Source organism: Virgibacillus halodenitrificans, from assembly GCF_001878675.1.
Classification (GTDB): Bacteria; Bacillota; Bacilli; order Bacillales; family Amphibacillaceae; genus Virgibacillus_Q; species Virgibacillus_Q halodenitrificans.
In genome coordinates this window covers 1904884-1929776 of sequence record NZ_CP017962.1, presented here as the reverse complement: position 1 = coordinate 1929776, position 24893 = coordinate 1904884, and the positions used below count along the sequence as shown (strand labels likewise).

Annotated in this window: 33 protein-coding genes and 1 other RNA gene; 10 read left to right on the top strand and 24 right to left on the bottom strand. The window is 35.5% G+C overall.

What is annotated here, in order from left to right; all coding sequences use genetic code 11:
- Window positions 1–80: 80 nt before the first annotated feature.
- Entirely contained in the window at window positions 81–350 is a 270-nt protein-coding gene (locus BME96_RS10170) for an acylphosphatase (RefSeq protein WP_071649014.1), read from the top strand.
- A gap of 57 nt (window positions 351–407) precedes the next feature.
- Here the strand turns inward: BME96_RS10170 and BME96_RS10165 are convergent, their stop codons facing one another.
- The gene (locus tag BME96_RS10165; RefSeq protein ID WP_019378441.1) at window positions 408–647 is read right to left on the bottom strand and encodes a ferredoxin family protein; all 240 of its coding nucleotides are present in this window, start codon (window positions 645–647) and stop codon (window positions 408–410) included.
- A 191-nt stretch (window positions 648–838) separates the two neighbouring features.
- On the opposite strand from BME96_RS10165, the gene BME96_RS10160 reads away from it, so the two are divergent.
- A complete protein-coding gene (locus BME96_RS10160; protein WP_071649013.1) occupies window positions 839–2029 on the top strand; it encodes a M14 family metallopeptidase in 1191 nt (396 codons plus the stop codon).
- 48 nt (window positions 2030–2077) lie between these two features.
- Here the strand turns inward: BME96_RS10160 and BME96_RS10155 are convergent, their stop codons facing one another.
- The 3 genes from BME96_RS10155 to vrrA form a co-directional block, all read right to left on the bottom strand.
- Window positions 2078–2284, bottom strand: a complete 207-nt coding sequence (locus tag BME96_RS10155) for a DUF6501 family protein (protein WP_019378439.1) — start codon at window positions 2282–2284, stop codon at window positions 2078–2080.
- Between the two features lie 36 nt (window positions 2285–2320).
- Window positions 2321–3289 (bottom strand): peptide-methionine (R)-S-oxide reductase MsrB, encoded by a 969-nt coding sequence (gene msrB / locus BME96_RS10150; protein ID WP_060681286.1) that lies wholly within the window; start codon window positions 3287–3289, stop codon window positions 2321–2323.
- A 75-nt stretch (window positions 3290–3364) separates the two neighbouring features.
- Window positions 3365–3853, bottom strand: coding sequence for a VrrA/YqfQ family protein (vrrA, locus tag BME96_RS10145; protein ID WP_071649012.1), 489 nt, complete (start codon window positions 3851–3853; stop codon window positions 3365–3367).
- Between the two features lie 354 nt (window positions 3854–4207).
- On the opposite strand from vrrA, the gene BME96_RS10140 reads away from it, so the two are divergent.
- Window positions 4208–4525 carry a YolD-like family protein gene (locus BME96_RS10140; protein WP_071649011.1) on the top strand — a complete coding sequence of 106 codons (318 nt, stop codon included), beginning with the start codon at window positions 4208–4210 and terminating at the stop codon, window positions 4523–4525.
- A 265-nt stretch (window positions 4526–4790) separates the two neighbouring features.
- Here BME96_RS10140 and BME96_RS10135 read toward each other — a convergent pair whose 3' ends face one another.
- The 7 genes from BME96_RS10135 to BME96_RS10105 all read right to left on the bottom strand — a co-directional run bounded on the left by BME96_RS10135 (window position 4791) and on the right by BME96_RS10105 (window position 8475).
- On the bottom strand, window positions 4791–5003 hold the full coding sequence (locus BME96_RS10135; RefSeq protein ID WP_019378435.1) for a YozE family protein: 213 nt from the start codon (window positions 5001–5003) through the stop codon (window positions 4791–4793).
- A gap of 20 nt (window positions 5004–5023) precedes the next feature.
- Complete coding sequence (tatC, locus tag BME96_RS10130) at window positions 5024–5779, bottom strand: twin-arginine translocase subunit TatC (RefSeq protein ID WP_019378434.1); 756 nt, start codon at window positions 5777–5779, stop codon at window positions 5024–5026.
- 72 nt (window positions 5780–5851) lie between these two features.
- Window positions 5852–6040, bottom strand: coding sequence for a twin-arginine translocase TatA/TatE family subunit (locus BME96_RS10125; RefSeq protein WP_019378433.1), 189 nt, complete (start codon window positions 6038–6040; stop codon window positions 5852–5854).
- 17 nt (window positions 6041–6057) lie between these two features.
- A complete protein-coding gene (gene tatA, locus BME96_RS10120; protein WP_071649010.1) occupies window positions 6058–6264 on the bottom strand; it encodes a twin-arginine translocase TatA/TatE family subunit in 207 nt (68 codons plus the stop codon).
- Window positions 6265–6407: 143 nt separating this feature from the next.
- A complete protein-coding gene (gene mobA / locus BME96_RS10115; protein WP_071649009.1) occupies window positions 6408–6986 on the bottom strand; it encodes a molybdenum cofactor guanylyltransferase in 579 nt (192 codons plus the stop codon).
- 17 nt (window positions 6987–7003) lie between these two features.
- Window positions 7004–7489, bottom strand: coding sequence for a dihydrofolate reductase (locus BME96_RS10110; RefSeq protein WP_071649008.1), 486 nt, complete (start codon window positions 7487–7489; stop codon window positions 7004–7006).
- A gap of 29 nt (window positions 7490–7518) precedes the next feature.
- Window positions 7519–8475 carry a thymidylate synthase gene (locus tag BME96_RS10105; protein ID WP_071649007.1) on the bottom strand — a complete coding sequence of 319 codons (957 nt, stop codon included), beginning with the start codon at window positions 8473–8475 and terminating at the stop codon, window positions 7519–7521.
- A 131-nt stretch (window positions 8476–8606) separates the two neighbouring features.
- Here BME96_RS10105 and BME96_RS10100 point away from each other — a divergent pair, with 131 nt between their 5' ends.
- Window positions 8607–9686 carry a C40 family peptidase gene (locus BME96_RS10100; protein WP_071649006.1) on the top strand — a complete coding sequence of 360 codons (1080 nt, stop codon included), beginning with the start codon at window positions 8607–8609 and terminating at the stop codon, window positions 9684–9686.
- A 42-nt stretch (window positions 9687–9728) separates the two neighbouring features.
- Here the strand turns inward: BME96_RS10100 and BME96_RS10095 are convergent, their stop codons facing one another.
- Both BME96_RS10095 and BME96_RS10090 read right to left on the bottom strand, forming a co-directional pair.
- Window positions 9729–10319: an HD domain-containing protein gene (locus BME96_RS10095; RefSeq protein WP_071649005.1), complete on the bottom strand. Its 591-nt coding sequence runs from the start codon at window positions 10317–10319 to the stop codon at window positions 9729–9731.
- Window positions 10316–11986: a formate--tetrahydrofolate ligase gene (locus BME96_RS10090; RefSeq protein WP_071649004.1), complete on the bottom strand. Its 1671-nt coding sequence runs from the start codon at window positions 11984–11986 to the stop codon at window positions 10316–10318. Before BME96_RS10090 ends, BME96_RS10095 begins: the two co-directional genes overlap by 4 nt.
- A gap of 318 nt (window positions 11987–12304) precedes the next feature.
- On the opposite strand from BME96_RS10090, the gene BME96_RS10085 reads away from it, so the two are divergent.
- Window positions 12305–12505, top strand: coding sequence for a cold-shock protein (locus BME96_RS10085; RefSeq protein ID WP_019378425.1), 201 nt, complete (start codon window positions 12305–12307; stop codon window positions 12503–12505).
- A gap of 618 nt (window positions 12506–13123) precedes the next feature.
- Window positions 13124–13804, top strand: a complete 681-nt coding sequence (locus tag BME96_RS10080) for a queuosine precursor transporter (RefSeq protein WP_071649003.1) — start codon at window positions 13124–13126, stop codon at window positions 13802–13804.
- A gap of 17 nt (window positions 13805–13821) precedes the next feature.
- Here the strand turns inward: BME96_RS10080 and BME96_RS19990 are convergent, their stop codons facing one another.
- Window positions 13822–14064, bottom strand: coding sequence for an isoprenylcysteine carboxylmethyltransferase family protein (locus BME96_RS19990; RefSeq protein ID WP_231478692.1), 243 nt, complete (start codon window positions 14062–14064; stop codon window positions 13822–13824).
- 525 nt (window positions 14065–14589) lie between these two features.
- On the opposite strand from BME96_RS19990, the gene BME96_RS10070 reads away from it, so the two are divergent.
- The 3 genes from BME96_RS10070 to BME96_RS10060 are packed head-to-tail and all read left to right on the top strand — an operon-like array spanning window position 14590 to window position 16944.
- On the top strand, window positions 14590–14733 hold the full coding sequence (locus BME96_RS10070) for a cytochrome C oxidase subunit II (RefSeq protein WP_071649001.1): 144 nt from the start codon (window positions 14590–14592) through the stop codon (window positions 14731–14733).
- A gap of 19 nt (window positions 14734–14752) precedes the next feature.
- Window positions 14753–15256, top strand: a complete 504-nt coding sequence (locus tag BME96_RS10065) for a cytochrome c oxidase subunit II (RefSeq protein WP_071649000.1) — start codon at window positions 14753–14755, stop codon at window positions 15254–15256.
- Complete coding sequence (locus BME96_RS10060; protein WP_071648999.1) at window positions 15256–16944, top strand: b(o/a)3-type cytochrome-c oxidase subunit 1; 1689 nt, start codon at window positions 15256–15258, stop codon at window positions 16942–16944. Before BME96_RS10065 ends, BME96_RS10060 begins: the two co-directional genes overlap by 1 nt.
- A gap of 63 nt (window positions 16945–17007) precedes the next feature.
- Here the strand turns inward: BME96_RS10060 and BME96_RS10055 are convergent, their stop codons facing one another.
- The 9 genes from BME96_RS10055 to BME96_RS10015 form a co-directional block, all read right to left on the bottom strand.
- Window positions 17008–17532, bottom strand: coding sequence for an isoprenylcysteine carboxyl methyltransferase family protein (locus tag BME96_RS10055; RefSeq protein ID WP_071648998.1), 525 nt, complete (start codon window positions 17530–17532; stop codon window positions 17008–17010).
- The gene (locus tag BME96_RS10050) at window positions 17532–18617 is read right to left on the bottom strand and encodes a type III polyketide synthase (RefSeq protein ID WP_071648997.1); all 1086 of its coding nucleotides are present in this window, start codon (window positions 18615–18617) and stop codon (window positions 17532–17534) included. The genes BME96_RS10055 and BME96_RS10050 overlap by 1 nt, the downstream gene beginning before the upstream one ends.
- 35 nt (window positions 18618–18652) lie before the next feature.
- Window positions 18653–20152 (bottom strand): carboxypeptidase M32, encoded by a 1500-nt coding sequence (locus BME96_RS10045; protein WP_071648996.1) that lies wholly within the window; start codon window positions 20150–20152, stop codon window positions 18653–18655.
- Between the two features lie 8 nt (window positions 20153–20160).
- On the bottom strand, window positions 20161–21294 hold the full coding sequence (locus BME96_RS10040; RefSeq protein WP_071648995.1) for a THUMP domain-containing class I SAM-dependent RNA methyltransferase: 1134 nt from the start codon (window positions 21292–21294) through the stop codon (window positions 20161–20163).
- A 191-nt stretch (window positions 21295–21485) separates the two neighbouring features.
- Window positions 21486–21861, bottom strand: an RNA gene (rnpB, locus tag BME96_RS10035) — RNase P RNA component class B.
- Window positions 21862–21945: 84 nt separating this feature from the next.
- Window positions 21946–22263, bottom strand: coding sequence for a cell division regulator GpsB (gpsB, locus tag BME96_RS10030; RefSeq protein ID WP_019378415.1), 318 nt, complete (start codon window positions 22261–22263; stop codon window positions 21946–21948).
- A 166-nt stretch (window positions 22264–22429) separates the two neighbouring features.
- Complete coding sequence (locus BME96_RS10025) at window positions 22430–22831, bottom strand: cytidine deaminase (protein WP_019378414.1); 402 nt, start codon at window positions 22829–22831, stop codon at window positions 22430–22432.
- Window positions 22832–22904: 73 nt separating this feature from the next.
- Complete coding sequence (locus tag BME96_RS10020) at window positions 22905–23255, bottom strand: DUF1798 family protein (RefSeq protein WP_019378413.1); 351 nt, start codon at window positions 23253–23255, stop codon at window positions 22905–22907.
- Between the two features lie 68 nt (window positions 23256–23323).
- A complete protein-coding gene (locus BME96_RS10015) occupies window positions 23324–23545 on the bottom strand; it encodes a hypothetical protein (protein ID WP_071648994.1) in 222 nt (73 codons plus the stop codon).
- Window positions 23546–23703: 158 nt separating this feature from the next.
- Here BME96_RS10015 and BME96_RS19855 point away from each other — a divergent pair, with 158 nt between their 5' ends.
- Window positions 23704–23808, top strand: a complete 105-nt coding sequence (locus BME96_RS19855; RefSeq protein WP_019378411.1) for a hypothetical protein — start codon at window positions 23704–23706, stop codon at window positions 23806–23808.
- A gap of 98 nt (window positions 23809–23906) precedes the next feature.
- Here BME96_RS19855 and BME96_RS10010 read toward each other — a convergent pair whose 3' ends face one another.
- The gene (locus BME96_RS10010; RefSeq protein WP_071648993.1) at window positions 23907–24860 is read right to left on the bottom strand and encodes a DUF2515 family protein; all 954 of its coding nucleotides are present in this window, start codon (window positions 24858–24860) and stop codon (window positions 23907–23909) included.
- Window positions 24861–24893: the final 33 nt, after the last annotated feature.

Genomic DNA, 24893 nt, shown 5'->3' with positions numbered 1-24893 from the left:
ACTATTTTATATTTATAGTAGTTTAAATAGACCCTGTTTAGGTTATTAGTTATAAAGAGAATGAATTGAGGTGACTTTTTATGAGATTAATGCTATTAGTAAGTGGAAAGGTTCAAGGAGTTGGGTTTCGTAATGCAGCTAAGCAATATGCTGATATAAATGACATTACCGGTTGGGTGCAAAATCAAGATGACGGCACCGTTAAATTGGAGGTACAGGGAAAAGAACAAGTTGTAAATAAATTTATTGAGAAAATGAAAGAAGGTTTCAATAGTTTTATTCGCGTAAATGATGTACAAATTATTCACCAAGATGAAGAAGTAAGCTATAACAACTTTAAGATAAAATAAAGTTTCTGTGAATTAGAAGTAAAATAAAAAGATCACTGTCCTCGGACAGTGATCTTTTTATTGCTCTTCGAAGAATTTTCGATTCAAAGCAATATATTCAGTTTCCTCTTCCGGTACTTCATCCTCCATATAGATGGCCTCGACCGGACAGACAGCCTCACACGCTCCACAATCAATACAAATATCCGGATCAATGTAAAACATATCTTTACCTTCTTCTATACAATCAACAGGGCAAACTTCTACGCACTCCCCTGCTTTTTCATCTTTGCACGGTGATGTAATTATAAATGCCAATTTATTTTTCCTCCTTAAGCTGCTTCTGAAAATGAGTGGGATGAATGATCTTATTTATATCACCATTATTATAACGTAATTATCTTAAAAAATAAAAGATATAGAGGTAAAATAACCATCTCTCCTTATTGTATACATGTTTTAACGTTTTCTTCATATGAATTAGTATTCGAGGTTAAGGAGAGATTACCATGGATATTAAGGTACGTAATGGAGATACATACTGGTATTATAGCCAGTTATTTGGAATTCCACTGATCTTGATTGAAAATTCAAATCCGTTAATTAGCGCAGAAAAGCTTACGGTTGGTCAAATAGTACAAATACCAGGGTACAGAAAGACATCATATACAGTACAAGCTGGTGATTCGTTTTGGACGATATCGCTTACGAATAATATTTCTATAGATAGTTTATTGCTTTTGAATCCAAGTGTAGACTCCCAAAACCTGCAAATTGGAGATATTGTATCTTTACCCAAAAAGGTAAGTGAACTAATTATTAAAGACGTAAATAACTACACATACGAGAGAATGGTTGCTGACCTAAATGAACTATCTAATATTTACCCGTTTGTTAAGAAGCAATCGATCGGAAATTCAGTGATGGGTAAAGAGCTAATTGAACTCCAGATAGGAAATGGAACAAAGCAAGTTCATTTAAATGGAGCTTTTCATGCAAATGAATGGATTACTGTTCCTGTACTAATGCGTTTTATTAATGAATATGTTCTTTCCTTAATAACACATGAACCAATCCGAGGTATGTTTACACTTCCACTATATATGGAAACTAATTTATCCATTGTACCAATGGTTAACCCTGATGGCGTTAATCTTGTATTACAAGGTGCAACCACAGCCGGGGAGTTTAAGGAAGAAGTATTAGAAATCAATAATCAACAGAAAGATTTCAGTAACTGGAAAGCAAATATTAGAGGGGTAGATTTAAACAAACAATATCCTGCCCTATGGGAAACAGAAGCAGAAAGAAAACCTACAACGCCTCAACCACGAGACTTTCCAGGGTATGAGCCATTAACTGAACCTGAGTCGATTGCTATGGCAGAACTTGCTGATAATCGTAACTTTTCGATCGTAAATGCTTTTCATACACAAGGGGAAGAAATTTATTGGGGATTTCAAGGTATGGAGCCACCAATTTCAGAGCAAATTGTAGAGGAATACTCGCGCGTGAGCGGGTATGCACCAATTAGATACATTGATAGCTACGCTGGGTACAAAGATTGGTTTATTCAGGAGTTTAGACGGCCCGGGTATACGATAGAATTAGGTAGAGGAGTAAATCCTTTGCCAATTGGTCAATTCCCGGAAATTTATCAAAGAAGCTTAGGAATTATGCTCGCAAGTCTATATGTGTAAACAATGGTTTACTAACAAAAAGCAACAGGATATTCCTGTTGCTTTTTGTTAGCTTATTTCTTTAAAATACTCTTTTAAGAACCCACCAATGCGGTTGCTGTTATCAATAATAAAATAAAATTCATCTGTTTCATTCTTTACATCGTACTTCTTTCCAGGTGTAAGCTTATCATGCACAATAAATTTCTTGGCATCTACATGAACACATTCTATTTGCTTGATGGTTTCTTTGTTTTCCCAATTTAAATGAATCATTTATATTTCCTCCGTGTTTACATAATAATATTATAATCAATTAGATGAATGAAATAAATAATGGAATTGTCCGTAACCTTCTTCATCCATCTTCTGTTTTGGTATAAAACGCATGGCTGCAGAGTTCATGCAATAACGTAACCCTCCAGCTTCTTTGGGCCCATCATTGAAGACATGACCCAAATGAGAGTCAGCATTTTTGCTTCTGACTTCTGTACGAATCATTCCATGCGACTTATCTGTGTTCTCTTTAATATGGTAATGATCAACTGGTTTGGTAAAGCTCGGCCACCCGCAACCTGCGTCAAATTTATCCTTAGAAGAGAATAACACGTCACCAGAAACTATGTCTACGTATATCCCCTCTTCTTCATTATCCCAATATTCATTTTGGAAGGGTCTTTCTGTTCCATTTTCCTGTGTAACTTGATATTGAGTAGGAGTCAATTTTTTCTTTAGTTCACTCTTTTCTATTTTCGGTTGCCAGTTTGATTTGATAAAATCTTCTCTTCCAGACCCTTTCTTATATAGACGGTAATGGAAGGACTGCTTCTTGTAATAATCCTGATGCTTCTCTTCCGCTTCGTAAAAAGGCGTAGCAGGTAATATCTTTGTAGCAATTGGTTGATTGAACTTTCCGCTGTTATTCAATTTCTGTTTGGAAGCTTCCGCTATTTGTCGCTGCTGTTCATTATGATAAAAAATCACTGTCTGATAGGACTCTCCCCTGTCATTAAATTGACCTCCAGCATCTGTCGGGTCAATTTGCTGCCAAAATGTTTCAACAAGCTGCTCAAAGGACATAATAGCAGGGTCAAAAGTTATTTGTACTGCTTCCACGTGGCCAGTTTTATTTGAACAAACCTGCTCATACGTTGGGTTTTCTATATCACCCCCGGTATAACCCGACACTACTTTGATGATACCCGGTCTTCTATCAAACGGTTCTACCATACACCAGAAACATCCACCTGCAAATGTAGCCAATTCTATATTTTCCTTCATTTTATCTGCCTCCATTCCTTTATCTATACTATCTCTATTTTTTCGTTTATTAGAAGAAAAATCAAGTTTCAACTGTTAGATATATAATTTTGGTTGAGAAAGACTCCGGGTATCTTTTTTTGAAACTATCCGTTCATCCGATTCGGCTTGGATACTCTCGAGCAAAATTTTATCTTCCTCTGCTCCTTCATTTTCTGTTGTTTCTTCTATATTTTCCATATCTTTAAATGCCTTCATCATTCGATACATTGCAGGCAGGTTTTTTACCATCGGTCCATACTCCTGGACAAGTGGTGCTGTTGTTTGCACCATCTTTAATATGTTCTGCACATTGTCTAGTTTGCTTGTTATTCCTCCGCTTGTTGCCAAAGTTGAAGCGGTGTTAGCTGTATTATTTAAAGCACCAATTCCCCCTTTTGGTCTTATAAACCTGCTAATAAGAGATTGCAGCCCTTTCTGCCTTTCTGGATAGTTCATTGCCTGGGAAGGCATAAGAAAATTTGCTGATCTTTCTAAATTACGATAGGGGTATAAGCCCATTCTATGTTGATTTGGGTTAAACATAACAGATCCTCCCTATACAAAGCATAGTCTAGGTTATTGTACGCTGTGGATTTTAAATTGTGTAGGCATCTTACGGTTGTCTATATAAATAAGTCCCTCACATAAAAGGAAATAACGAGAAATATTTCCCGGGCAACCGCATGAACCTACAAATTACAGGCAATATAGGGATTTTTTTAGCGAATTAGAGAATATTTTGTAGAGACCTTGCATTGATTCCCTAAAATAAACAGCTTTCTTTATTGACCTATATTATCAGTTAATTGATCAAACGTTTGTTTGAAAATATATAGTAGTATCTTTTCATTGATAAAAGAACTTATGTTCGCTTATAATAATAAAGAGGTGGTAATAATGGTTCAAGATAGAGGGAATATAAAATGGTCATCTATGATGCTGCCAGAGCATGCAGAATTGCTTAAAACCATGTGGGCAGAAGATAAAAAAAAAGCAAGACCCTTATTAGATGAACAAGAAAAGGAAAGGTTAAATGAAGTGATCGTTCTGGCCCTTAAAAATCAAAAAATCATCACGGTTAGCGCATACCATAATAATATGATTATCAATTATAGTGGAGTGATTAAAAAAATAGATGAGATTAATAATAAAATCCTACTTCAAAATGGAGAGAATTATTCCATTCCAATAATGGATATTGTTGATGCACGGTAAGGGTTTAAAACACAGAGGTTGTGCTGTTTGTTGGAATGATCATAGAAATAATACATGCAGCTAGTTAGTGGGCTTTGCTTGTATCCAGAGAGGTGTGAAGGTGCCCCCTACTGTGGAAACTCCCTTTAAAAAGAGATAAAATACTACCAGGTTAGTTAGTTTATCATTGTTTTTCCGAATCATTGAATACCCCTAACCTATTTATTAAAAACTTCCTAATCTAAAAAAAGCACTGGCTTACTTAATCTGCCAGTGCTTTCAATAGTTATCTGCTTGAATAGACTTCCCATAGTTCATCAAAAACACGCAAGGCGGTTGTAAAGGGACTGTTCCACTCCAAATAATCACTAATCTCACTATAGTCAGTTGAGTGCTTTGGAAAATTATGGTCCATAAAAGCCCAATCAGCGAGCAAAGATTTATCGTCTGGTTGCTTTTTCCCTCGATAAGTCATTAAAAAATGATAAAAAGATCGCACCGTTTTTCACCTCTTTGATATTAGCTCTCCTCACGCATAAATGCTTCATGCTTTTTCAGTTTTCTACGATATACAATTGCGGCAAGATAAATACTGATTTCATATAAGATAATTAACGGAACTGCCACTACCAACTGCAATATAAAATCAGGTGGTGTTACAATTGTTCCAATAATAACTAAAACCAAATACGCGTATTTTCTTGTTTTTCTCATAAAATCAGGAGTCAGAACACCTAAAGCAGTCAAAAACATAGCAACTATTGGTATTTCAAATAACAGTGCAAATGGCAAAGTAATTCGAAGTAAAAATCTAAAGTATTTATCGACAGTAAACATTTCATTAAACATACCACTATTTAATGAAAGTAAAAAAGGAAGAATTAGTTTTATGAACATAATATAGCCAAAGACCAAACCAACAATGAATAATATAAACACAGCAGGAATGTATGCCAGAGATGCTTTTCGCTCAGTGGGAGTTAACCCTGGTTTGATAAAAAGCCATATTTGGAGAGCCAATAATGGTAAAGTAGCTGCAATTGCTACGAGACCTGCCATGGTAAAATGAATCCAAATAATTTCCCCGGGACTAATAACTGTCAACTTGAAATCCAGATCATTAACGAAAAACGAATATATATCTTTAACAAAAATAAAGCCGACAATAAAAAAAGCAAGAAAGAATAAAGCAGTAACAATTAATCTGTTTCTTAATTCGGATAAGTGTCCTGTTAGATTCATTTCTTTATCAATTTGAGCACCATTATCAGACATTCTTCCACCCCTCTACTACTCTATATCCAATATAAAAGAAGATGCAAGGGTATGCCTTACACCTTCCTTAGCTCATTTCTTAGAATGGTCACTTTTAGTTGACGTACTTTCGTCAGAAACTATATCCTTTGTAGCATTTTTGAATTCTCTCAAAGAGCTTCCAAAGGCTTTACCAATCTCAGGTAATTTAGAGGGACCGAACACTACAAGAGCAATCACGAGGATGAGTATTAATCCCGGCATACCAATACTACTAAACATTAATCATCACTCCAAAATTATTTTGCTTTATTCCCTTGGATAATATCTTTTGTGTCCTGAAATTCATCTGCTACGTCATTAGTTAAATCACTGGTAGATTTTTTAAACTCACGTAATGTCTGACCAGCGGCTTTCCCGATCTCAGGTAGCTTTTTAGGGCCAAAAACAATTAAAGCAATTATTAATATTAAAATCAATCCGGGGATCCCGATACTTGAAAACATATAGGCACCTTCTTTTTACATGATAACGTTATTATAGTGCAAATTTCCAATTACGTATATTTTTTTAAAAAAAATACATAAAACGTTCATAGATAAACTCGAAACGTATATAGTTTAACATGATTTAAATTAAGTAAACAAGTTTAAAATAATTTAGCTTCTCTGTATTGATCTGGATGATTCATATTAAAGAAATGCTTCTCAAGCACCCCTTTTGGAATACCATTGTAATCTTCTACGTACTTGATATCAATATGTTCGAAAAAGCTTTTCATCCGAAGGTTATTTTGTGCCAACTGTTCCTGTACTTTCAGTAATACTTCACGTTTATAGACACCAGCTAAGGGGTGTGTTTTTTCGTTAAAAATAGGTACAGCTGCACTGTAATGAGAAATCTGCTTTTGTAACCAATCGTATACACTCTTATTCACAAATGGCATATCGCAAGCAGCCACAAAATAGAGGTCTGCTTTTTTGTAATACATAGCACTCTCTAGCCCGGCAAGGGGGCCCTTCCCTGTATATCTGTCAGCTACAATATCTGTATTCAAAAAACGGTATAGGATTGGATCATTTGCTACAATTGTAATTTCATCTGTAAATAAACTCATTTCATTGAAGATATGCTCAATACTTGTCTTCCCTCCCAAGGGTAACAAGGATTTATTCGTACCCATCCTTGAAGACTTGCCACCAGCTAAAATAATCCCCTGTTTTAGCATGAAATCCCCCCCTAGTTCTATTTTCGATCATATTGTAAGAAATAGTAGTCATAAGGATTGGTCTCATTTTTTTCGCCTTTTGTTTTAGAGGTCAGGTTCCATTCCTCATCTGAAAATGCCGGGAAATAAGTATCACCTTCAAATTCTTCATCAATCCAAGTTATATACATACGATCAGCAAACGGCAGTGCCTGATTAAATATATTTCCGCCACCTATCACGAAAAACTCTTGCTCTGGATACTGCCTATTCCACTCTTCTACCGTTTCTAAATCATGGATAACTTCTACCTGATCTTTTAGGTTGGTATTTCGTGAGATTACAACATTTTTACGATTTGGCAAGGAACCTCCCATAGAGTCATATGTTTTCCTACCCATAATTATTGTTTGTCCCGTCGTTTTCTCTTTAAAAAAACGTAGATCCTTGGGTAAATGCCATGGCATCCCGTTATTGTGTCCGATCACATGGTTCTTGTCCATTGCAACTAATAAAGAAATCATAAAGATCCTCACCTTTCCATAAATGTATATTAAACTGCTATAGGTGCTTTTATTGCTGGATGAGGATTATAATTTTTTAATTCAAAATCCTCTAACTCAAAATCAAAAATAGATTTCTTCTCTTTATTTAAGAAAAGTTGTGGTTGCGTTTTAATCTCTCGGCTTAACTGTGTTTTAACTTGCGCAATATGATTTGAATAAATATGGGCATCTCCCAGAGTATGAACAAATTCCCCTACTTCCAAACCACATTCATGGGCAATTAAATGCGTTAATAATGCATAGCTTGCAATATTAAAAGGAACACCGAGAAAAACATCTGCACTACGCTGATAAAGCTGACAAGATAATTTGCCATCAGCTACATAAAACTGGAACAGTGTATGACATGGAGGTAATGCCATGTTTGGAACGTCCTCGGGATTCCAAGCTGAAACGATATGACGTCTGGAATCCGGATTATTACGAATGGATGCAATAACCTCTTTTAGCTGATCAATCGTTTCCCCTCTCGTTGTTTCCCATTTTCTCCACTGTTTTCCATATACTGCTCCAAGTTCACCATACAACTTAGCAAAGCTCTCATCCGTAAGTATTTTTTCTTTAAAATATTCCATTTGTGTTATATAGAGTTCTTTAAACGCCGGGTCCTTTTGGGCTCTATTCCCAAAACCGCTCATATCGGGACCGGTGTAATCGTCACTTTTAACCCATCTTTCAAATGCCCATTCGTTCCAAATATTATTATTATTTTCCAATAAATAACGAATATTCGTATCGCCTTTTATAAACCAGAGAAGCTCGCTAGCAACTAAACGAAAAGGAACTTTTTTTGTTGTTAATAACGGAAATCCTTTGCTTAGATCAAACCTCATTTGATGTCCAAATACTGATATAGTACCGGTATTTGTACGATCTTCCTTTTTATTTCCATTTTTCAATATGTAGTTACATAAACTTAAGTATGCCTCTTCACCACTCACCATGGTTATACCCCCATCTAAATTAAGATATCAACTGGATGTATTATATCATTCCTGTAACATAAACGTAACTCATACAACTATATTTTCTGACATAATACTTTATAGACAGACATCAAGAGAGGAGTAATAATATGCTAACTGGCACAATGGAGCATGTAGTTAAACATTCCTTAGTGTATAGCTATGCATTAAGCCAACCACTTACAACTTATGTTGATGCTTACCCTGAACTACAAAATAAACTATTGCTGGAAGCTGAACACTTGGAATATGGGGATCACGGAGAAATAGTCAGATTTCTACAATATAAGATGAGTGACCTATCATACTATGATGACAAAATAGATGGCGAATTTGGGATATTAACAGAATATGCTATAAAAAAATTTCAAAGGAAGCATACATTAACAGGTGACGGTCAGGTAGATCCGATTACACTTCAAACATTAATAAAGATAGAGAAGCAAAAAAATTTAAAACAGATTGAGAATCTGTCAGAGACAATTTACCCTGGGTTACATAGTAAAGACGTGAAAATTATGCAGGAATCTTTACGATATTTTGGATATTATACTGGTGAAATAGATGGGATTTACGGGCCTCTCACTACAAAGGCATTAAAGCTTGCGGAAGAAGAACATAAATTAGAACTAACAAAAGAAGTTACCAAAAAAGCATTAGTTCAGCTTTATGAAAAAAATAGCGCAAACGAAGAGATAAATATAGTTGATGAAAAAGCTAAAACGCATCTAAAGACTACAAGTCAGAAAAATAAGAAACCAAAGAAAGCGAATGAGAAAAAGAAATCAGTAAAAAAAGAGATAAAGCAAGCGAAAGTAATCGGGGCAAATAAGGGAGATACTGTAAAAACTGCACACTCTGTTTTAGGAACTCCCTATAAATGGGGTGGGTCCTCGCCAAGTGGTTTTGATTGCAGTGGCTTCATCCAATATGTTTTTCAGGAAAATGGGATGACAATACCCCGAACGGTTAATGATGTATGGAACTTTGCCGGACCAGTAAGTAGTAGATCTGTTGGAGATCTTGTGTTTTTTGAGACATATAAACCTGGGCCATCGCATATGGGGATTTATATTGGGGATGGAAGGTTTATCCATGCAAGTGAATCTAGAGGGGTAGAAATAAGTGAACTCACAAACACTTATTGGGAACCGAGATACCTTGGTACAAAAAGAATTACAAAGCAATAATTAAAAGTTGAAGAGGCAGGCAAATCAATCCCTGCCTTCCCCTTACCACTCTTTATAAAATTGGTTTAAAAATATCTCCATAAAATGATGTCGATCAGCAGCTATTTCAATTGCTGCTTCCGTATTTAGCATTGATTTTAATTTTAGCAATTTGTCGTAAAAATGCTGGAGCGAAGTATTCTTGTCCTCAGGATGATAAATCAGTTGCCCTGCTGCCCCACCATATGCAAAAGTTCTTGCGATACCAACTGCACCGATTGCATCCAACCGGTCAGCATCCTGCACTACTTTAGCTTCAAGAGAAACAGGCACTTCCCCTTTACTAAAAGAAACACTATCAATGACTTCATGGATCAAACTTATTTCTTTTTCCGGTATATGAATGGATGTAAGGAATTCAATCATATCTTGCTTTGCTGTTACAGGGTTAGCAACAAGTTTACTATCATAGACATCATGAAGCCAAGATGCCGCTTCACAAATAAATTGATTAGCTTCTTCTTCTTCTGCAATTACTACAGCTTGGTGTGCTACCCGCTTCATATGAAAATAATCATGGCCAGTTGGATCATTTGAAAATAAACGACGAACATAAGTTTTGATTTGATCTAGTTCTCTCTCACGTTGACTCAAAATAAGCCTACTGCCTTTCCGTCTTCTGATACATCCATTTTCAGTGCGGCAGGCTCTTTTGGTAAACCAGGCATTGTCATAACATCACCTGTAAGGACGACAATAAATCCAGCACCAATGGATGGTCGAAGTTCTCTAATATTAATTGTAAAATCTCGCGGTCTTCCTAATAATGTTGGGTCATCAGAAAGTGAATATTGGGTTTTTGCCATACAAATGGCAAGCTTTCCCCACCCCAGTTCTTCATATAAGGTTATTTGTTTTTTTGCTTTCGGGGATAATTCAATATCATCCGCACCATAAACTTGTTGAGCAACTTTTCTAATTTTCGTTTCTAAAGACTCATCCAGTTCATAAATCCGCTTAAAATTCTTATCAGAAGTATTTGCTTTCTCTACAACTTTTTGAGCAAGCTCAATGCCACCTTCTCCTCCATGTGCAAATACATCTGTTAAAGCTACTTCAAATCCCCTGGATTCGCACCAGTTACTGATAAAGTCTGTCTCGGCCTTAGTATCTGAAGGGAATTTATTAATAGCAACTACGAAAGGCAGGCCAAATGTTTCAATTGTTTCAATATGTTTTTTTAAATTTTCCATACCTGCTTTTAATGCTTCAACATTTTCTTGCTTCAGCTCAGCTTTCGCCATGCCTCCATGCATTTTTAAAGCTCTTACTGTTGCTACTATAACTACTGCCGCAGTATCAATATCTCCAGCCCTAGTCTTAATATCTAAGAACTTTTCTGCACCTAAATCAGCGCCAAATCCTCCTTCAGTGACAACATATTCACCAAGCTTAGCGGCTGTTTTTGTTGCGAGCACACTATTACAACCATGGGCTATGTTGGCAAATGGACCTCCATGTACAATGGCTGGAGTGTTCTCTATTGTTTGGACAAGATTTGGCTTAATTGCCTCTTTAAGTAGTAATGTTAATGCGCCTTCTACCTTTAGATCCTTAACCGTAATTGGTTGCTCGTCATATGTATAGCCTACCACCATTCTCGAAAGCCGGGCTTTCAAATCATTGATTGAAGTAGACAGACAAAGAACTGCCATAATTTCAGATGCTACAGATATATTAAAGCCGTCTTCTCTTGGCACTCCGCGTAATGGCCCGCCAAGACCTACTACTATTTGTCTTAGAACCCGATCGTTCATATCCATAACGCGTTTCCATTCAATTCTACGTGGGTCAATATTCAATTCATTACCTCTGTGAATATGATTATCAATGATAGCAGACAGAGCATTATTAGCAGTAGTAATAGCATGAAGATCCCCAGTAAAATGCAAGTTGATATCCTCCATCGGCAAAATCTGTGAGAATCCCCCACCTGCTGCTCCTCCTTTTATTCCCATTACCGGACCAAGTGAAGGTTCTCTTAAAGCAATAACTGATTTTTTTCCAATTCTATTTAATGCTTGTCCTAAACCTACAGTAACTGTAGATTTCCCTTCACCCGCTGGTGTAGGATTTATCGAAGTAACTAGAATTACTTTTCCTTCTGGTCTATCTTTTAATTTATCTAATAAGTGCTCAGAGAGCTTAGCTTTTGTATGACCATATGGTTCCCAATCGTCTAAATCTAAACCTAGGTCTGTAGCGATTGTATTGATTGGTTTCAGTGTGGCTTCCTGTGCAATTTCTATATCAGACTTCATGTATGTGCCCCTCTCTAAATTCAGGTTTTTTAATATCTCTTTAAACGCTTTCATTATAACTTTAATTTTTGTACAAAGCTAGTAAATACACAATAATAATTACAGCGAATACCTTGACTGCTCTAGTGAAATAAGCTATATTAGACACAAGCAAAGAAGATGTATGGATTCATTTATAACACAGGCAGCTTCTATAGAAGTGGATGTAATTGTGATCCTACACTTCTATGGATGCTGCCTTTATTTATGTATCATGAATCTTCTTTGTATTACCACGTTACATGAGATAGCGTGAAAGTTTTTAGGAGGATTAATAACATGGAAAATGGAGTAGTAAAATGGTTTAACGCAGAAAAAGGATATGGTTTTATCCAGCTTGAAGAAGGAAATGATGTATTTGTACATTATTCCGCTATTCAAGAAGAAGGTTTTAAATCTTTAGAAGAAGGTCAACAAGTTTCCTTTGAAATCGTTGAAGGTGAACGCGGCCCACAAGCAGCTAATGTAATTAAAAACTAATTAAATTATAATTAATATAATATAAGCGGCAGTCGAGATGACTGTCGCTTTTTTTGGTTCTACTATATAAGTTGTGATTATCCAATGATTCGTAAAGTAAATAAACTCCGAACTAAAGTAGACTTATTTCTCTGTTAATGTAACATTAACACCGCTACGGAAAAATACTGCGCTTTCCGGGGGCGGCTCCTACCGGAATAGCATGAGCTGAAGACCCTGGACGTAGCGTGGCGGAGGAAGCGACTGAAGCCATGCCGGTGGAAAGCGTCCCACTAAAGTGAAAAATCAATGGGTCCATCTGCTTCCTTAAAATGAGATATACTTTAGTTCACAGTTGCTTCCTATTGTGAATATACGAGATAATGTTTGCACCTCAACATTTACAATAGAACCTAAATTTTTGAACTAGAGAGCAATATATATTACTAGGTTAGCCATCTCGAGCTCCAGGACCTCCACCAAGTGGAGAACGAGTGTTATTTCACAATTAAAAGTCCTCTCCATTTTATCTATAAAAAAAGCACCTTGATTTATTGACCGTCTATCCGTATAATTAATTCTGTTGTTTTTCGCGGTTCGCAAACTCCCGCGTTATCAAAACTAAGGAGGAAATATTTCATGACAAATGAAGTTATTTGGTTATTATTTGCATTAGTTAATTTTTCTTTACTTCTCCTATTTTACAAGCTATTTGGAAAGATGGGACTATTTGTTTGGATAGGTATGGCTACTATATTAGCTAATATTCAAGTTTTAAAAACAGTTGAGCTTTTAGGGATGACAGCCACCTTAGGAAATATCATGTATGGTTCAGCATACTTGGCAACAGATATACTAAACGAAAAGTATGGCAAGCAAGATGCTAAAAAGGCTGTCTGGCTTGGATTCTCCACCCTAATTACTATGACTGTTATTATGCAAATCGCATTGACCTTTCAACCAGGTACACAAGATATTGCACATAACTCTCTGGAAACAATATTTGGGCTTATTCCACGAATTGCTTTAGGTAGCTTGGCAGCCTATATTGTAAGTCAATACTTTGATGTCTGGATTTATGATAAGGTAAGAAAACTTCTTCCCTCAGATAAATATTTATGGGTCAGAAATAATGGAAGCACCGGAATAAGTCAATTATTAGATACTGCAGTCTTTTGCACAATTGCTTTTTATGGGAGCTTCCCGTTAAATATTTGGATAGAAATCTTTATTACCACTTATATAATTAAGTTTCTTGTTGCGTTAATGGATACACCTTTTATGTATATAGCTAAAAATATGAATAAAAAGGATAGATGATCTCTCATCTATCCTTTTTAAATTGGGTTTTTTTTCAACAGTTTACTTTTCACTAATGCAGGAATATCCACTTTTAGAATTACTAAATGTACGAGTAAAAACAAAAAAGCAGTCATGTAGGCTTCAAACAAAAATGGCAAGAGGAACAACTCTGCAGTTAAAAGGAATAAATATGGTTGTCTAATCAATTTATATGGGCCTTTTTTAATTACAATTACATGGGGCAATTGAATATTTTTTGTGTTCCAAAACCTTCCCAAAGACATATAACACCATAATTTCAATAAAACTAAACAACAAAATAAAATAACCGGAAGGAAACTTATTAGAAATACAGACTTTTTGAGGAGCAAGATCTCCAAAAGAATAGAAAAAATGGAGAAATGATACAAGAAGAAAAATGCTTTATTTCTAAAATTGTCCTTTTCCTCTCCTCCTCTTTCTCTTAACCAGCGTTCATTCCTTCTTGAAACTCTCCATTCCACGCTTCGAAGCCAAATAACTATTGTAAAAAACATAAAAATCCCCACTATCTGCATTAACCCCACTCCCATAATTTTTTATCAATCTACCAATTAGTTTGCACCGCTTTTCAAGAATTATTAACAAAAAATACACAGAAAATACACAAACTTTCTAAACCTATTTGTTAGTAAAATCTTTAAATAGCCTTTTATCAAGGTAATTGAACAAAATGTGAACTGTACCGCATTCTTAATATTTCTATTTGCAAATTGTGTATGATGAAAACAAGAAGAAAAACTTTATTTCAAGGGGTGAAGGAAATGAATGAAATACATGGTAAGCATTCGAATACACCGAAAAAGGAAGAGCCTATTTTAAAGGGAACCTTTGTTTCAGTCCTATTAGTCGGAGTGTTTATAATTGTTAGTTGGGTCGCAGTCTATTTGTTGTTTATACTACGTTAGTGAAAAAGGAGGTTAAATTATGCATTTACACAAGTATGAGAAAAAATGGTTAATCTTTGGAATTAGTTCATTAGTTGTCTTTTTAATTATTTTAGGTTTTGGAGCGTTTTGGCAAGGTACGCATCCTCAAAGTCATGGGGTGACCATTGATCCGGAAAATGTTGAAGCTAACGAAGCTTTCAGGCCCGAAAATTTAGGGATTACAAAAGTAGATGATAATAAATATATTGTTAATATTGTAGCTTCAGCTTTCAACTATGACTTTGGTACTGATGAAAATGGAGCTCCGTTAAAGCATATCCGAATTCCTAAAGGAGCAACTGTTCTTTTCCAAATCACTACAAAGGATGTTGTACATGGATTCAATATTGCTGGGACGAATGTAAACATGATGGTAGAGCCAGGCTATGTAAGTAGTATAGAAACTGTCATGGACCGTACTGGCGAATATACAGTTGTTTGTAATGAGTACTGCGGAGTTGGGCATCATTTAATGTTTGCGACTGTGGAGGTGTATGATTAATGGGACTAGAGAAGATAAAAAAGGTTTCAAATAATGAAATACTACCATTGACTATTTCTAAACAAGAATCAAGGCTATATATGTCATTTATATATGTTGCTATTATCTCTTTACTTATTGGTGGACTAATGGGTTTACTACAAACTCTCGTACGTTCGAATACAATAACATTGCCATGGGGGATCGGTTATTATCAAATATTAACTCTTCATGGAGTAGTACTTGCACTTGTTCTAACTACTTATTTTATTATAGGATTCCAGTTTGCATTAATGGGTAAAACGGTTGGAATATCATTGAAACAAAGAAAAGTTGCTTGGCTTAGCTTCTGGGTAATGATAGTAGGTACGGTGATGGCTGCAATAACTATTTTAATGGGGAAAGCAAGTGTCCTTTATACTTTTTACGCTCCCTTAAAAGCCCATCCTGTTTTTTATATTGGTTTAGCACTTGTAATTGTAGGCAGTTGGATTGCAGGATTTGTTAATTGGCAACAGCTATTTGTATGGAAAAAGAAACATCCTGGAGAAAAGTCTCCCCTACTTGCTTTTATGGTTGCAATTAATATGGCAATGTGGTTTATTGCTTCTCTTGGTGTTGCAGTTGCAGTACTTGTACAATTTATTCCATGGTCTCTGGGGTATGCAGAAACAATTAATGTACTTGTAAGTAGAACACTATTTTGGTATTTTGGCCACCCATTGGTATACTTCTGGTTATTGCCTGCTTATATGGCGTGGTATGCAATCATACCAAAAATTATTGGTGGCAAAATATTTAGTGATTCACTTGCAAGATTGTCGTTTATCCTATTTTTATTCTTCTCCATCCCAGTAGGGTTTCACCATCAATTAACAGAACCTGGGATAGATCCAGTCTGGAAGTTTATTCAAGTAGTGTTAACGTTTATGGTAATTATCCCAAGTCTAATGACTGCATTTTCAATGTTTGCTACTTTTGAGATTACTGGACGTCGTAAAGGGTTTGGTGGATTATTTGGCTGGCTGAAACATTTACCATGGAAGGATGTAAGATTTCTTGCTCCATTTATAGGAATGCTTGCATTTATACCTGGTGGTGCTGGCGGTATCATTAATGCTTCTCATCAAATGAACGCAGTCGTTCATAATACGATTTGGGTAACAGGTCACTTTCACTTAACTGTGGCTACAACAGTCATTCTCACCTTTTTCGGTATTTCCTATTGGTTGATACCACATTTGACCGGAAGAAAGCTGACACCACAACTGAATAGATTAGGTATTATCCAAACTATTGTCTGGACAGTAGGAATGACCATCATGTCAGGTGCTATGCATATCCAAGGACTTTTAGGAGGACCTAGACGTTCAGCTTTTTCAGAATACGGCGGCACAGAACAAGCATCCAATTGGATTGGATATCAATTAGCGCAAGCAATCGGAGGAAGCATCCTATTTATTGGTATAATATTAATGCTTTATATTTTTATAAAATTAGCGTTCTTTGCTCCGAAAGGAATAGAAGAATTTCCAATAGCAGAGGAAGAAGAAGATGCAGAACCTACTCCAATGTTTCTCGAAAATTGGAAGCTATGGATTGCTATCACACTTGCATTAATTCTTTTTGCATACACGATTCCTTTTGTTGATATTATTCAAAATTCACCTCCTGGGTCACCACCTTTTTCTTGGCCTATTGGGAATTAGGGAAATAGAAATAAAATTCAATAAAAAAGAAGAGATAGCATATAAAGCTCCTCTCTTCTTTTTTTATTTCTCAATATTGTAAGCTTCCACCAAGGCTCTGTTTTCAACTGGAATTCGTATAAAAAGTAACAGAACATGCAGAATTGGAAATATTACTGCGGTTAAATAAGCACCAAATAGAAGAGGTATAATGAACAATTCAATACCTACAATAATGTAATTAGGATGTTTCACATATTTATAGGGACCTTTTTTAACCAATGAAAACTCCGGAGAAATTATTATTTTTGTATTCCAAAATTTACCCAATGATCGTATGCACCAAACTCTAATTAATTGAGTAAAAAGGAAAAGAGTAAAAAGAACAAGTGAGAATTGTTCTGTGGGAAAACCACGATAGCTAAATTCTGTAATAATAGATATAAAAAATAAACCGTGCACAATCACAAACCATTTATAATGCTCTCTTCCCCTTTCCACTCCACCCCTTTCTTTCATCCATAACTCATTATCTTTGGCAATTTTCAATTCCATAACCCGTTGAATAACAATAAAGATAAAAATTACCCACATAAACGTTAACAACATTATTCCCACTCCATTAAAATAAGCTCTGAACTGAAGCCAGGTCCTAAGGCGGAAATTATACTTTTTTCACCTCGGTTGTTATCTTCTATCATCCACTGTCTTAAAACATATAAAACGGTTGGTGAGGACATATTTCCGTGCTGGGAGAGAACTTTATAAGAATGTTTTAGTTTATTATCTGTCGTATTTAAAACTTCTCTCATCGCCTCTAACACCTTTTTCCCCCCAGGATGAGAAATAAATGAACTAATTTGTTTTTCTGTTATTTTATTTTCTTTCAGAAAACTATTTATGTGTCTATCCCAAAAGGTCTGAACCAAAGAAGGAATGCTTTTCGAAAAAACAACTTCCAATCCACTGTTCGTTACATTCCACCCCATTACTGAGGCACTTCCCTTCTTTGTTAGTGAACTATAATTAAGTAACTTCGGCGAGACATGCTTTCGGTATGAGAGATAGGGTGAGTTTTTCCCAACTGCCAAAGTCGCACAAACTCCGTCTCCAAATAAGGCGCTACCTATAATGTTACTTTTCTTCATATCCCCTTTTTGAAAGGTTAAACTACATAACTCACAACATATTATTAATACTGTTTTATCTGGATTGGCAGTAATCCAATCATGTGCGCGTGATAAAGCTATAGCTCCTCCTGCACAGCCCAGTCCCCAAATAGGCATTCGATTGACATCTTCTCTAAAAGGACGTTCGTGAACAAGGTGAGCATCTATAGAAGGTGTTGAGATTCCAGTGCTTGAAACAAATATAATCATATCTATTGCCTCATAAGGAACCTCTTTCTCTAAAAAATCCTGATTTTTAAGGCAATCATCTACCGCATTAAGCGAATATTGAATAGCCAACTCCTTATATAAATCATTTCGTTCCTTGAATGAATGATCTTCTTTAAACCAAGTAGCAGGAACAGCAAATTGTCTTTTTTCCACCTGAGCGTTATCAAAAACAGATAATAATCTTGATAGACGTTTATCAGATGAAACAAATATTTCTTGCACGAGCTTTTTTATATCACCTTGACCTATTTCGTACTCAGGGACTCCAATTCCAGTTGAACAGATATGTGTCATGAACTCACCCTTCTCACCTTAGGTAATGTAATTAATCAAAGTCTGTAGATATCTGTGTATTTCTGTGTCAAGTAATTAATTAAATAAACAGGGTTTAATTTCTCTTGAGTTACGTCTTCTATGAGCTGAAGTGGTTTTTTCATTTTACCGTATTGATGAATATTTTGAGTTAACCAATGCTTAATAGAACCTAAATTTCCAGTGGATATCGCTTCCTTTACATTAACTTCTCTCGACAAAATATGATTAAATTGCGCAGCATACATATACCCGAGAGCATAAGAAGGGAAATATCCAAAGTCTCCTCCTGCCCAATGTATATCCTGTAATACTCCCTCTTTATCCGTGGGTGGCTTAACACCTAAATAATCTTGCATTTTCTCATTCCATAAGTTTGGCAGGTCACTAACTTTAATGTCTCCATTTATTAAAAGTTTTTCTAATTCGTAACGAATCATGATATGAAGTGGATATGTTAATTCATCTGCCTCAATTCGAATGAAGGAAGCCTTTACTTCATTAATTGCTTGATAAAATTCATTTAAAGGAACTTGTTGAAATGATGTTGGAGCAAACTTCTTAAATAATTCGTAGTGACTGCTCCAAAAAGCTTTACTTCTTCCTATAAAGTTTTCCCAAAATAAGGATTGTGATTCATGTATGCCCATGGAAGTTCCTGTAGCAAGTGGTGTAGAAGCAAGTTTTTTACTAATATTCTGTTCATAAAGGGCATGTCCACCTTCATGGATAGTGCCAAAGATTGCTGTCCTAAAATCACTCTCATCATATCTGGTAGTTATTCTTACATCATTTAAATTTAATGTAATGGCAAAAGGATGTATTGTTTCATCTAGTCTGCCTGACGAAAAGTCATAACCCATTCTGTTTAAAATTTCCTTACTGAATTCCTCTTGATCCGTTTTAGGAAAATGGGATTGAAGGATAGAAGAATCTGGTTTTAGTGAACTTTCATTGATTTTTGTTAATAGGGAACTAATTGCCTGTCTTAAGTCAGGAAAAACACGATCAAGCGTTTCGGTGGTTATACCTGGTTCAAAGTTGTGCAATAAAGCATCGTAGATATGATCTTCATAACCCCAATAAGTAGCGAATCTTTGGTTATATTCAACTAGTCTCTCCAAATAGGGCTGAAATAAAGCAAAATTCGCTTTTTCCCTTGCTTCTTGCCAAACTGCTTCTGATTTTGATTGCAGCATGACATAATTTTTATATTCATCAAGTGGTATTTTGCTATTTCTAATATAATTTTCTTCACATTCAAGCACTGCTTTTTTAATAATTTCATTCTCCGTGTCTTCTTTCAGCATATCTATGAAGTATTTCATTTTCTCGGAAGTTTCAAGCTGATGTGCTTTTTCTGCAAGGAAACCAACAACTTCTGAACGCTGTTCTACTCCCTTTTTAGGTATTTTTGTTCGCATATCCCATTGAGCCAGAGCCAGCATTTCTTTGTAAGAATTTAATTCACTTAACAAGTTCTTAAAATCTTTTTCCAATAACTCCTTATTACCCATATAACAAACTACTCCTTTATTTTGTTACCGAAGTATTGATAAAAATCTGTTCGAATAAAACCATTAAATAACTTTCTCTTTTTGGTTGATTTCTGGCCATATTCTTTTTCAAATTCTTCGTAAGCAGTCAGAATATAAACACTCCAGCTTGGATGATTTCGCATAATCAATCCCAAATTCCGGTAGATATCCGCCACTGTTTCTTTGTCGCCGAGACGTTGTCCATATGGTGGATTACCTATAATATATCCGTTATCTTTTCTAATAAACAAATCTTTAACCTGCATCTGTTTCCAAGAAATAAGATCTCCCAAACCTGCTTCTATCGCATTATCATTGGCTATACCAATGAGCTTGTGGTCAATGTCTGATCCAATGATATCAAGCTTTTGGTCATAATTAGCCTTGTCCTCAGCCTCTTCAAAAGCTTCTTGCCAATATTTATTTTTAATAAAGCCCCAATTTTCAGAAGCAAATTCTCTATTAAACCCAGGGGCGATATTTTGACCAATTAATGCGGCTTCAATAGGAATAGTTCCTGATCCGCAGAAAGGATCAATGAGAGGGAATTCTGGTTTCCAGTTTGTAAGTAGAACAAGAGCTGCGGCCATCGTTTCTTTTAATGGTGCTTCTCCTTGCCCCACACGATAGCCTCTCTTATGAAGCCCAGCGCCGGAAGTATCCAGGGTTAAGGTTACTTCATCCTTTAATAAGGCTACTTCAACTTTATACATAGCCCCAGTTTCGCTCATTTTTGATGCAATACCATATTTTAGTTTAAGACGTTCTGCTATTGCTTTCTTAGTAATTGCTTGGCAGTCAGAGACGCTGTAAAGTTTGGATTTTACAGACTTCCCTGTAACAGGAAATTGTCCGTCTTCCGCAATGAAACTCTCCCAAGATAAGGATTTCACAGATTCAAAAAGCTCATCAAAAGTTACTGCTTTGAATTTACCGACAAGTAACCGCACACGATCAGCAGTACGAAGCCACAAATTACATCGGGGAATAGCAGAGACGGGAGCCTCAAAAATCACCTTTCCATTTTCTACTTCTGCTTCATATCCAAGCTGTTTTACTTCTTTAGCTACAACAGACTCTAAGCCCATTGCTGCTGTAGCAATTAGAGTTACATTTCTCATTTAATAATTCCTTTCGTTTCTAAAATAGTGTATCTAGATTAGCCTTAGTTTATCATAATCCTTTCTTGAATATGAAAACATAACCATCCGCAATTCAATAAGTTATGTAAAAACCATAACATAATAAAAAACCCTTTTTAGCATTTAAGCAAAAAAGGGTTCTCATTTAAAATATAATAGACCGTTAAATACTCGATAAGCCATGTTCTGTACCAATGTACTGCAATCGATGGTCAATCTCGTACATATGGATGTGATCATCTATCTACAAGTATATACTTGTCCTTCTTTCGGTTCGCTTCCCTACTGGAAGATGCCCCTACCATTATTTGGGTTGCTCACTCGCGGGGTTTACCTCGTTCCACCCGGATGTTTCCAAACCGGCTACGTCACTGTGGCACTTTCAAGGATAAATCCGTATCACAATGTGACTTAGGATGTCTCCTGCCGTTAACCGAAAAGGTTACCTTGACTTATGATTTCGTCAAGCACGAACACTACAAACATCACAGTTTGTGTGAGCATGGACTTTCCTCTGTATTATAAATACAGCGATCACCTGAGTATTTAACAATTTGCTAATAAATAGTTTACCACAGAAATAAAAGAAATTCAATCGGTGGGAATATTTTCCATTTATTATTCAGCTTGTTACATTTCACTATCCGATTCGTTAAACTTCTTTCCAAAAACTGCTTTTTCTAAATTTGAAAGTCTCTTCAATACATCATAATTAACTTGGGTGTTTTGCTGTACAGAAGATCTCGTTCTTGTTTGGTCTTGAGAAGTTTTCTTCAATCGCTCATTCTCTTGCTGTAGTCTCTCTATCTCTTGGCTAAAGGTGTCATAGTCTTGAATCACGGAATCCAGGAACTCGTCTACTTCTTCTTGATTGTAACCACGCATCGCTGTCTTAAATTCTTTTTCAAGTATATCTTTTCCACTTAATTGCACTCTACTTAAACTCATTTAATCACCTCTTCATATTCGCATGCTCATTTTTTCAAATTTCTAACGGAAAGTCAATTTAAAGTATTATACCTGTAGTTACCAATTATATTTATTAATTAGCTATAGTATACCATTAAAAAAGGAACCTGAAAAAGATCAGCTTCCTTTACTTGAAATTTATGTGCTATTTATTATGTAAATCTGATGGTTGAAAGGAAAATGGCAATAATTCTTCCATGGTCACAGTTTTCACTTCATTTTCCAGGTTAGTCAAATGAATCCGCATATCAGAAGAAAAGAATTCGCTCATTACTTGTCTGCAAGAGCCGCATGGTGGTACAGGTCTTTGGGTATCTGCAACAACCGCCATTTCCTTAAATTCTTTTTCCCCATTGGAAATTGCGTTAAATATTGCGACACGTTCAGCACAACAACTTACAGGATAGGCAGCGTTCTCGATATTACAGCCTGTGTATATTCTTCCCGATCCAGTAAGAACAGCTGCCCCAACTTGAAACTTAGAATATGGTACATAAGCACATTCCTTTATTTTTATTGCTTTTTCAATCAACTGTTTTCTATACATCTGTATTCCCTCCTCAACGTGTGGAAAGATATTATATGCGAAAATAAAGTGAATGTAAAGCGGTTTCACTGATCTATTGAAGTTCTTCTATTAGTTGATCAAAAATATAAGTAATTGAATTGTAAAGTTCCATATACCTTTTCCTTCTTACATCTACATAATAGCTATGCAGGAGAACCAATTCCATATTTTCCTTTGTGGACGTAATTTGATGTGGGTGTACATTCACTTTCCTTTCTTTAACAGTTTGTAAACCTAAAGCCTCCCACTCTTCAAGTAAATCATATATAGGGTTGGTTTCTTCCTTAACCTGTTGAAAAAATGCTTTGTCCCTCATGCTGGCAGGAGGCTCGTTCATTTCATATTTGTGTTTCAGGAAAATTAAATGATGTTTTAATGTTTTAGTTATATCTTGTAAATCCATATACGTTTAGCCCGTCCTTTATCTAATTCTTCTTTTCTATACTTTACCATTTTAAGGTTTAAATAGCATTAATCATGATAACATTCTATTGTACCTCTAATAAATTTTTTTGTTTCGCTTATCTCTTTATAATGTGATTGAAAACAGCCCCATACCTCACTATCTATGCTTGTGGTTAACTTCTGATCCAACAAACGTAATTGATCTAACATATGTTGCAGAGACTCTTCTGTTGCTTTTTTATCTAAATCATTCCTTATTCGATCATTTTTTAACATGGCTAAACCCATTCTATCCACCCTCTCATGGTTTTTTTATAGTAATTCGCGATCCGGCCTGGTTAAACCTTCCCCTTCGACAAAAGTAGAAAAAAGCTTACAAAACAAGTGATTTATTTCATTTTTTCTGCCATGTTGAGACATACTACACACAAAAGGAGGGTTTATTTATGAGCAAAAAACAAAAACCTGATAAATCAGCAGAGACCATTCAATCAAAGTCTCTGAAACAGGGAGATAAAAAGTTAGCTGGTCCAAATCGCCCTTCAACTTAATAAAAGAGGAGAAAGCGGCACAAAAGACTTTTATATATTAAAAATCCGAACCGATTCATTACTATTACTGAATCACGGTTCGGATTTTTTACAAATTATTAATTTTTCATGGTTTGTTTTAAATGGTAATAAGCGTACAACATGGCTCTTTTTCGATAAAAGGGTTTACCAATCTCCTTTATTTCTACTTTTTCATCTTCCATCCATTTTTTCTTTATACCGACCCAATTACTCCAATCCCGACGAATGATATCCTGATGTTCAATTACCGGATAAATCGTTCTCAAAGCGGGAGCAGCAGGCAGATTCACATTTATATATTGTTCATAGTCCTTTCGGGAACCTGTATGTTCACACTTCTTTGCAAAATTAATCGCTTGATGATAAATACTTGGTTCAAAAAGTATAGAAGCTAATTGTTTTCCTATCCTAATTCGTTTTGAGAGGTTCGAGAAGTCATGGACATAGATACCGTATAAAACTCCTGAAAATCCAGGAAAAACTGCAGCATTCATCATTAAAAAATCTTGGAGTAAATAAGGTATACTGGTAAATACATGCTTACGAAAAAATGATTGCCTTATTACAGGAGCTTGTATTACATTCTGTTCATTAATAATTAACGATTTTACTAGTCGATTTAGATCCTTCGTTCTCCAGAAACTTTCCCATTCGTTTATCATAAATTGAGACGTGTGAAAATTTCTTAATAAATAAAACAATGGTTGGTTTCGGTAAGAGGATAACTCATATGTCAGTAACTGAGGATATGCATCAGAAAAAATAAGCCAATTAGCACGTTCATATGTCATAAACATCCGGGTACGTTCCCTCTTATTTAACATATCGGTAAATGGAGGAAGCCATAAGTCGGTCATGTTATATCCGGCGTTCCTTGAGACCATACTGGCAAGGAATGACCATTTAATCTCTGGGTGTGCAACATAGTAATTAAAATAAGCTTTTGTACGTGATATGTTGTCCTTATTATGCTTCCTTGTTAATTTTGTTATATAATGAAGGTAATTAGTATCTTGAAGTGATAAATTCATTTCTCTTCTTCCTTTATTCAATGTTTATATTTA

What these genes read in the sequence shown, in the direction of transcription:
- BME96_RS10170 (WP_071649014.1), top strand. Translation starts at nt 81, where the DNA reads ATGAGATTAATGCTATTAGTAAGTGGAAAGGTTCAAGGAGTTGGGTTT.
- BME96_RS10160 (WP_071649013.1), top strand. Translation starts at nt 839, where the DNA reads ATGGATATTAAGGTACGTAATGGAGATACATACTGGTATTATAGCCAG.
- BME96_RS10155 (WP_019378439.1), bottom strand. Translation starts at nt 2,284, where the DNA reads ATGATTCATTTAAATTGGGAAAACAAAGAAACCATCAAGCAAATAGAA.
- msrB (WP_060681286.1), bottom strand. Translation starts at nt 3,289, where the DNA reads ATGAAGGAAAATATAGAATTGGCTACATTTGCAGGTGGATGTTTCTGG.
- vrrA (WP_071649012.1), bottom strand. Translation starts at nt 3,853, where the DNA reads ATGTTTAACCCAAATCAACATAGAATGGGCTTATACCCCTATCGTAAT.
- BME96_RS10140 (WP_071649011.1), top strand. Translation starts at nt 4,208, where the DNA reads ATGGTTCAAGATAGAGGGAATATAAAATGGTCATCTATGATGCTGCCA.
- tatC (WP_019378434.1), bottom strand. Translation starts at nt 5,779, where the DNA reads ATGTCTGATAATGGTGCTCAAATTGATAAAGAAATGAATCTAACAGGA.
- BME96_RS10125 (WP_019378433.1), bottom strand. Translation starts at nt 6,040, where the DNA reads ATGTTTAGTAGTATTGGTATGCCGGGATTAATACTCATCCTCGTGATT.
- tatA (WP_071649010.1), bottom strand. Translation starts at nt 6,264, where the DNA reads ATGTTTTCAAGTATCGGGATCCCCGGATTGATTTTAATATTAATAATT.
- mobA (WP_071649009.1), bottom strand. Translation starts at nt 6,986, where the DNA reads ATGCTAAAACAGGGGATTATTTTAGCTGGTGGCAAGTCTTCAAGGATG.
- BME96_RS10110 (WP_071649008.1), bottom strand. Translation starts at nt 7,489, where the DNA reads ATGATTTCTTTATTAGTTGCAATGGACAAGAACCATGTGATCGGACAC.
- BME96_RS10105 (WP_071649007.1), bottom strand. Translation starts at nt 8,475, where the DNA reads ATGGTGAGTGGTGAAGAGGCATACTTAAGTTTATGTAACTACATATTG.
- BME96_RS10100 (WP_071649006.1), top strand. Translation starts at nt 8,607, where the DNA reads ATGCTAACTGGCACAATGGAGCATGTAGTTAAACATTCCTTAGTGTAT.
- BME96_RS10090 (WP_071649004.1), bottom strand. Translation starts at nt 11,986, where the DNA reads ATGAAGTCTGATATAGAAATTGCACAGGAAGCCACACTGAAACCAATC.
- BME96_RS10085 (WP_019378425.1), top strand. Translation starts at nt 12,305, where the DNA reads ATGGAAAATGGAGTAGTAAAATGGTTTAACGCAGAAAAAGGATATGGT.
- BME96_RS10080 (WP_071649003.1), top strand. Translation starts at nt 13,124, where the DNA reads ATGACAAATGAAGTTATTTGGTTATTATTTGCATTAGTTAATTTTTCT.
- BME96_RS10070 (WP_071649001.1), top strand. Translation starts at nt 14,590, where the DNA reads ATGAATGAAATACATGGTAAGCATTCGAATACACCGAAAAAGGAAGAG.
- BME96_RS10065 (WP_071649000.1), top strand. Translation starts at nt 14,753, where the DNA reads ATGCATTTACACAAGTATGAGAAAAAATGGTTAATCTTTGGAATTAGT.
- BME96_RS10060 (WP_071648999.1), top strand. Translation starts at nt 15,256, where the DNA reads ATGGGACTAGAGAAGATAAAAAAGGTTTCAAATAATGAAATACTACCA.
- BME96_RS10055 (WP_071648998.1), bottom strand. Translation starts at nt 17,532, where the DNA reads ATGTTGTTAACGTTTATGTGGGTAATTTTTATCTTTATTGTTATTCAA.
- BME96_RS10050 (WP_071648997.1), bottom strand. Translation starts at nt 18,617, where the DNA reads ATGACACATATCTGTTCAACTGGAATTGGAGTCCCTGAGTACGAAATA.
- BME96_RS10045 (WP_071648996.1), bottom strand. Translation starts at nt 20,152, where the DNA reads ATGGGTAATAAGGAGTTATTGGAAAAAGATTTTAAGAACTTGTTAAGT.
- BME96_RS10040 (WP_071648995.1), bottom strand. Translation starts at nt 21,294, where the DNA reads ATGAGAAATGTAACTCTAATTGCTACAGCAGCAATGGGCTTAGAGTCT.
- gpsB (WP_019378415.1), bottom strand. Translation starts at nt 22,263, where the DNA reads ATGAGTTTAAGTAGAGTGCAATTAAGTGGAAAAGATATACTTGAAAAA.
- BME96_RS10025 (WP_019378414.1), bottom strand. Translation starts at nt 22,831, where the DNA reads ATGTATAGAAAACAGTTGATTGAAAAAGCAATAAAAATAAAGGAATGT.
- BME96_RS10020 (WP_019378413.1), bottom strand. Translation starts at nt 23,255, where the DNA reads ATGGATTTACAAGATATAACTAAAACATTAAAACATCATTTAATTTTC.
- BME96_RS10015 (WP_071648994.1), bottom strand. Translation starts at nt 23,545, where the DNA reads ATGGGTTTAGCCATGTTAAAAAATGATCGAATAAGGAATGATTTAGAT.
- BME96_RS19855 (WP_019378411.1), top strand. Translation starts at nt 23,704, where the DNA reads ATGAGCAAAAAACAAAAACCTGATAAATCAGCAGAGACCATTCAATCA.
- BME96_RS10010 (WP_071648993.1), bottom strand. Translation starts at nt 24,860, where the DNA reads ATGAATTTATCACTTCAAGATACTAATTACCTTCATTATATAACAAAA.